The sequence below is a fragment of the uncultured Corynebacterium sp. genome (assembly GCF_902782855.1).
Lineage (GTDB): Bacteria > Actinomycetota > Actinomycetes > Mycobacteriales > Mycobacteriaceae > Corynebacterium.
Window position 1 is genome coordinate 1 of sequence record NZ_CACZOO010000173.1, and the last position, 6,449, is coordinate 6,449.

Here is a 6,449-nt window from a genome sequence, read left to right on the forward strand (position 1 = left end):
ATGAGCCGGACCGTCTCTCCCCTGGAAACCGCCCGTGAGCTCGCGAAACAGCTGCTCTACACGGCGCCGATGATGTACACCATCTGAGGGGCGGTCACTTCGGGCGGTGGCGTCCGCCGGAATGTGCCGCACCGTCCGCTCCGCCGACCCCCTCTTCATCCTGTGCCGGTTCACCCACCGGCACATCCGGGGATCCGGGATCCGGGGTTTTCCCGGCGAGCCGCAGTTGCCTCCGCCGGATGCCGGCCTGCCTGCGGTGGTCGAGGAATTCCTGCGAGTACGGCGCCTTGCGGTCCATCACCAGCTGCAGTCCCACATTCTGTGCGATGGTCCACAGGTTGTTGAGGACCCAGTAGCACATGATCGCCACGGGGGCGGGTCCCGCGAGGCCGAATGCCAGCGGGAAGATGAGGACCATCGGGATCATGAGGACCATGAACTTGAACAGGCCCCGGGCGAGGGAGCTGTCCTCGTCGAGGGTCGTCCAGTTGCGTCGCACCGAGTACGCCATGTTGCCGGTCGTCAGGACCGCCGCGATGAGGCAGAGCGGCAGTGCGGTGCGGAAAACCTCCGAGGAGGATGTGCCGAGGAACCCGAACCGCTCGTCGGTCATCACCGAGTAGGCGGGCAGCGGCACGCCGAAGACCTCGGCCTGCAGGAACTGGCTGACATCCGTGCTGTCCAGTGCACCGATGCTCCGGTGCACGCCGGTCTCCAGGTCCGGCGGCCTCGACACCGTCAGGAGAATCCGGTACAGACCGAGGAAGAACGGGATCTGTATCAGGGAGGGGACACAGCCGTCACGCATCCGGTAGCCGCCGGCCTCCTGCAGCTGCCTGCGCCTCGCCATCTTCTCCCGGATCCGGTCGCGGTCCTTCACCCCCGCGTACTCCGCATCGAGTGCGGTCAGCGCCGGACGCAGGTTGATGAGCATCCGTGTCGAGTACTGGGCGCGGTAGGCGAACGGGAGGAGGATCAGACGCACGGTCAACACCAGGAGTGCAATGGTCAGCGGCCATGAGGACACGGCGTCCATGCCCAGTGAGGTGAGAAGGAGGTGCCACCCTTTCATCACCAGGGATACGGGGTACTCGATGATCTGCACGGTTCGAGGATACCTGTGGCCTCCGCCACGGAATGCGCCGGTGGACCCAGGACAGGCTACGGTATGTGCCATGCATACTGTGTCGGGCCCCGGTACGGGTGTCTTCCGCGGCTCGCCGATGATCAGGGGTTCCCTGGCGCTCGCCTTCGGTCTGCTTCTCCTGGTCACCGTATGGGCCGCCGCTGACGGGGAGGACGCCGGGCTGACCCCGGTCGTGGTCCTCGCCGTGACCTTCGCCGTGGTCGCAGGGGTGGGCCTGGCACGGCCGTTCCCGGTCGAGTCCCCGCACCGGTACGGCTGGTTGGCCGTGCTGACGCTGCTGTGGGTGGCGTTGGCGTCCCAGGAGGCCACGGCGTCCTATCTGGCGCTGGTCCTGTTCGTCCTCTATTTGCTGCTCATCCCCGCGCCGTGGGGTGCGGTGGCGACCGGCGTGTTGACCGCGTTGGCGGTGATGCTCTCCGCCACCGTCGCCGGCCCGAGCACAGGCGCGGTCCTCGGACCGGTCCTGTCCGGTGTCGCGGCGATCGCCATCGCGATGGTGGTGCGAAGCATGTCGGCGGTCAGCGAGAGCCGCCGACAGCTCATCGACGAGCTCGTCCGGACCCGTGGTCTGCTCGCCGAATCGGAGCGTCAGGCAGGCATCGTCACCGAACGGGAGCGTCTGGCACACGAGATCCACGACACCGTCGCCCAGGGCCTGTCCAGCATCCAGCTTCTGCTGCATGCGGCGGAGAGGGACATCCCGGAGCGGTCGGACGCCCTGGGTCGGGTCCGTCTGGCCCGGACGACGGCTGCGCAGAGCCTGCGGGAGACGCGTGCGATCATCGCCGCACTGCAGCCCGATGATCTGCAGGAGGGGTCGTTTCCGGAGGCGTTGCGCCGCCTGGCGGCCTCCGCCAGCGGGGACGGGCTGCGGGTGAGCGTGGACATCGAAGACGCCACAACCACCAGGGAAGGCGGTGCCGCTCTGCCGATGCGGGTCGAGGCGGGGCTGCTGCGCATCGCCCAGTCGGCGGTGTCGAATGTGCGACAGCACTCCGGCGCCGACCGGGCACGGATCACGCTCACGGTGGAGCCGGGGTCCGTGCGGCTCGACGTCGTCGATGACGGACACGGCTTCGACCGCGACGCCGTGGAGCGCAGCGCCGTGGAGCGCGCCGGGGAGGGCCATATCGGCCTGTCGGCGATGGCGCACCGGGCACGGAGCCTCGGCGGGACGCTGGAGATCGAATCCACACCGGGCGGCGGCACAGCCGTCGTGGTGAGTGTGCCGCAGGGGGGTGCCGGGGATACAGTCGATACCGGAGACACAGGAGAATCAGAATGATCAGGGTACTTCTCGCCGATGACCACGCTATTGTCCGGATGGGCCTGCGTGCCGTTCTCGACAGTGAAGAGGACATCACCATTGTCGGCGAGGCGGATACCGCCGACGCCGCAGTCCGTGCCGTGGAGAATGCCGGCCCGGGCATCGACGTGGTGCTCATGGATCTGCGGTTCGGTCCCGGCCAGGCAGGTCGGGAACTGGAGACCGGTGCCACGGCAACCGCCCGGATCCGGGAACTGCCGGATCCCCCGAATGTTCTCGTGGTGACAAATTATGACACTGACGTTGACATTCTCGGGGCGATTGAGGCCGGTGCGGTGGGCTATCTCCTCAAAGACGCCCCACCGGCGGAACTCATTTCCGCAGTCCGATCCGCTGCCACCGGGGTGACGGCACTGTCCGGGTCGGTGGCGACGCGACTGATGCACCGGGAGGAGGAACCGGCGAATGCGCTGACCAGCCGGGAACTCGAGGTTCTCCAGTTGGTCGCCGACGGGCGCAGTAACCGTGAAATAGGCGCCGCGCTGTTTCTTTCCGAGGCGACGGTGAAGTCGCACCTCGTGCACATCAACACGAAACTCGGCGTCCGCTCCCGGACTTCCGCGGTGGCAGCCGCCCGGGAAGCGGGGATGCTCTGACACCGGTACCTGGACCGGGTCAGAGCACGGGGATCAGCGGTCGGAGGGGTTGGCCTCTTCGTAGGCGGAGATGATCTCACGGGAGATCTGGCCGCGGGCGGAGACGGTGTGACCGTTGTCCCTGGCCCAGTCGCGGATTCGCTTGTTGCGGTTCGGGTCAGACTTCGGGCCGGTGGAGCCGGCCGACCGGGTGCGGGAGGAGCGGGACTTCGCGACCTTGGTGGCGACCTTCAGGTACGGCTCCAGATCAATGGCGAACTTGAGGGCGTTCTCCTCGGACAGGTCCAGGGTGTAATCCGAACCGGCGTAGGAGAACTCGACGACGTTCACGGCGTCCGCGCTCAGCGCGGAACCGTCCAGATCGTCGAAGAACTGGGTGACTTCACGACGTGCCATGGTGATAATCCTTCACTCGTCAGACAGGGGGGATGCTGATGCTTCTGATGAGCGAGTGTAACCCATATAGAAGGGATCGGTCGAATAATGATCCTGACAATTCGCTGGCATGCCGTCCGGGAAACGACGGTGAGGCCGTGGATGTGAATTACGCCGCGTCGAGCGCGGCGTTGAGCTCGGCGTCGAGAAGATCAAGTTCCGACGACACGGTGGCCAGCTCGGCATCGGATGACGCGGAATTCAGCGTGGACTCCAGGGCTGCGAGCTTCCGGGTGATTTCCGAACGCACCGCATTCGGTACAGCACGGGCACCGGCACGGTTGCGCAGATCGGTGATACGGGCACGCTGGACGGCGTCGCGTCCCGGAGCCGTACCGCCGGCGCCGAAGCTGCCCAGCAGGGACGACAGGCCCTGGCCGGCGCCGGTGGTGCCCAGCTTGGACACAGCACGGTACACCAGCGGTGCGGCGACCGGGATGACGACCCGAGCCGCACCGACCCAGCCGAGCACCTTGCCCGCGGTGACGCGCCTGGACTTCGCCTGCGCAACCAGTGCCTGTGCGGCGGCGAGATCCTTCTTGTCCTGGCGCTTCGCGGCTTTCTCGTCGATGGAACGAATCTTCCCGGCGGTCTTCTGCAGGTACCTCCGCTGTGCCTTCTCCGCCTTTGCGGTGGCTCTCGCCGTCTCCCTGGCCTGGACCTTCGCCGCCTTGTACGCCGCCTTCTTCTCGTAGCGCCTACGGCGGATAGAACTGACAACTCCCATGTGAACGGTCTCCTGTACCTGCTGTGGAACGTGCCGCGGTGCCGACCGGTGACCGCTTCGTGTTTCTGGTGGACCACTCTAGCCAATAGGATGGGACCCATTGTGACGAACCACCTTCTGCCGGTTGCGCCGGTGACGTCCCCGGTGAAATCCCCGACGACGTCCCCGGCGGCTTCTCCGGCGGTTCCCCCGGCAGTGACCCCGGTGACCCCGGTGACCCCGGCCGACCTCACCGGGTGCCGGCGCCGCAGCGTTCTGCTCCGTGCCGCCGCCGCAGGTCGTATCACCCCGGAGCTCCCCGCATCCGCCCGGGCGGAGCGCCACGCCCACCGGCAGCGCACCGAGCTGCGTCGCGACGCAGTGAACGGGGCCCTGCCCACCGAGGCCCGGAGGGGGGACCGGGTGAAGTTCAGCCGGGTCGACGTGACCGATGACGGCACCGCCGAGGAACAGACGCTCGAGGCACTCGCCGCCGGCGTCCGCGTCATCACCGGCGCGCGACTGGCAGACGGCGCGTTGGCCTGCGACATCGACCTGCTTGTCCGGCTCGACGACAGTGCGGGGCTCAGCAGCTCCACCGCCTACATGCCGGTCACCGTCACCGCGCACACCACCGCGCGCCGGGTGAGCCGGGGGGACGGGGCGGCGGGGCAGCCGCCGGGACGGCACAGTGTCCGCGTCATCGATGTCGCCGCACTCGGACTGTCCGCGCCCGTCGACGCCCCGTTACGGCACCGCAGCAACGCCGTCGACTCGCAGAAGGTCGCTGTCGCCCACGTCCTCCTCGACCGGCTCGGGCTGGCCTCCGGCGACATCGGTTTCATCGGTGGCGGCACCGGTGGCGCCTCGGGGGCCGGCGGGTACAACCGGTGCGTCGTCATCCCCGCTGACCGGGTTCTCGGCGCCCTGGAGCGGGCCCTGGCGGCGCCCGTCCCCGCGCGCCCGGTGCGGGTCCGTGAATGCGGGACCTGCGAGTTCCACAACCACTGTCGACGCGAACTGGTCGCCTCCTCCGATCTCAGTCTCATGCTCCCGGGAGACCGCGGCAGGCAGTGGCGGGAGCTGGGCGTCCATACCCTTCCCGACCTCGCCGCTCTCGCCGACCGCCCGGCGGGGCTCCAGCTCGGACCGGGTGTGAGTCACGAGGACCCGGCGCTGGCGGCGGCCTGGCTCGCCGGGGTGGAGTTCCTGCGCCGGCCGCTGCGCCGCTGGATCACCCGCCCGGAACTGTGGTGCGGGCACCCGTTCCGCATGCCCGGCCACCTCGACGACGGCGAATTGCCGATGGCGGAGGAACTCGCCGACGCAGTGGAGATCGACGTCGACATGGAAGCCCACCCCTCCCGCGGCACCTTCCTCTGGGGCACCTTCGACGGGTCCGAGTACCGGCCCTTCACCGACTTCAGCCGCTCCGGTGACGAGGGGGAGCACGTCGCCCGCTACTGGACCTGGCTCATGGCGCGACGCCGTGCCGCGCACGATTCCTACCGGGTCTTCCGCGCCTACTGCTACTCCCAGCAGGGGGAGAACCACTGGATGCGCAGCTACGCCACCCGATTCGGCGGACGCGAGTACGCGCCGGGCATCGTCATGCCGACGCTCGCCGACGTCAATGCCTTCCTCGACTCCTCCGAATGGGTCGATGTCTTCGCACTGGTCAAGACGGCCCTCGCGGCGAACGGGTCGCTGGGGCTGAAGTCCGTCGCAGCGCTCGCCGGCTTCACCTTCAGCCAGCAGGACGTTGACGGGCGGGCGGCGGTGGACCTCTTCGAGATCGCGGTCGGGGACGTCGACGGGGACGACGGATCGCCGGCCGGTGCGCTCGCCGAGGCATCCTCCCGGGCGCGGCGTACCCTCGAGCGGTACAACGCCGACGACTGCTACGCACCCGCGGCGGTGCGCCGTTGGCTGCGGCTCGGGGCACCGGGCGTCCCGCCGCTGGAGTACTGAGAAGGGACCACCATGGATTTCCTGCAACGACTGATGGCGATGAACTCCGCCGGACCGTTCCGTGCGGAACGTCCGGACAGTGAGACCGCGCTCAAGGGAGGACGCCACCCCGTGCTGCCGGACCCGAGGCCGCACACCGTGCTGGGGACGCCGGTCACCGGGCCGTGGCGCGAGGGCCAGCAGCATATCGTGCTGGGCCTGGGGTGTTTCTGGGGTGCGGAGAAACTGTTCTGGCAGCTCGACGGGGTGGAGGCCACCTCGGTGGGG

General features: G+C 68.5%; 7 protein-coding genes and 1 pseudogene. 5 read left to right on the forward strand and 3 right to left on the reverse strand.

Features of this window, described 5'->3' with window-relative positions; genetic code table 11:
- A pseudogene (locus tag QZV72_RS07765) lies at positions 1 to 87 on the forward strand (TetR/AcrR family transcriptional regulator); the annotation flags it as partial.
- 7 nt (positions 88 to 94) lie between these two features.
- On the opposite strand, the gene yidC reads toward QZV72_RS07765, so the two are convergent.
- Positions 95 to 1,105 carry a membrane protein insertase YidC gene (yidC, locus tag QZV72_RS07770; RefSeq protein ID WP_297006963.1) on the reverse strand — a complete coding sequence of 337 codons (1,011 nt, stop codon included), beginning with the start codon at positions 1,103 to 1,105 and terminating at the stop codon, positions 95 to 97.
- 70 nt (positions 1,106 to 1,175) lie between these two features.
- On the opposite strand from yidC, the gene QZV72_RS07775 reads away from it, so the two are divergent.
- Both QZV72_RS07775 and QZV72_RS07780 read left to right on the forward strand, forming a co-directional pair.
- A complete protein-coding gene (locus QZV72_RS07775; RefSeq protein WP_297006966.1) occupies positions 1,176 to 2,432 on the forward strand; it encodes a sensor histidine kinase in 1,257 nt (418 codons plus the stop codon).
- Positions 2,429 to 3,070: a response regulator transcription factor gene (locus tag QZV72_RS07780; RefSeq protein WP_297006968.1), complete on the forward strand. Its 642-nt coding sequence runs from the start codon at positions 2,429 to 2,431 to the stop codon at positions 3,068 to 3,070. The genes QZV72_RS07775 and QZV72_RS07780 overlap by 4 nt, the downstream gene beginning before the upstream one ends.
- A gap of 33 nt (positions 3,071 to 3,103) precedes the next feature.
- Here the strand turns inward: QZV72_RS07780 and QZV72_RS07785 are convergent, their stop codons facing one another.
- Both QZV72_RS07785 and QZV72_RS07790 read right to left on the reverse strand, forming a co-directional pair.
- Positions 3,104 to 3,466 carry an Lsr2 family protein gene (locus QZV72_RS07785; RefSeq protein WP_297006970.1) on the reverse strand — a complete coding sequence of 121 codons (363 nt, stop codon included), beginning with the start codon at positions 3,464 to 3,466 and terminating at the stop codon, positions 3,104 to 3,106.
- Between the two features lie 148 nt (positions 3,467 to 3,614).
- Complete coding sequence (locus QZV72_RS07790; protein WP_297006973.1) at positions 3,615 to 4,232, reverse strand: DUF6474 family protein; 618 nt, start codon at positions 4,230 to 4,232, stop codon at positions 3,615 to 3,617.
- A 195-nt stretch (positions 4,233 to 4,427) separates the two neighbouring features.
- On the opposite strand from QZV72_RS07790, the gene QZV72_RS07795 reads away from it, so the two are divergent.
- Together QZV72_RS07795 and QZV72_RS07800 are read left to right on the forward strand one after the other, a co-directional pair.
- Positions 4,428 to 6,182 carry a ribonuclease H-like domain-containing protein gene (locus QZV72_RS07795; RefSeq protein WP_297006976.1) on the forward strand — a complete coding sequence of 585 codons (1,755 nt, stop codon included), beginning with the start codon at positions 4,428 to 4,430 and terminating at the stop codon, positions 6,180 to 6,182.
- 39 nt (positions 6,183 to 6,221) lie between these two features.
- The coding region (locus tag QZV72_RS07800; RefSeq protein ID WP_297006977.1) for a peptide-methionine (S)-S-oxide reductase at positions 6,222 to 6,449 on the forward strand (228 nt) is incomplete at its 3' end.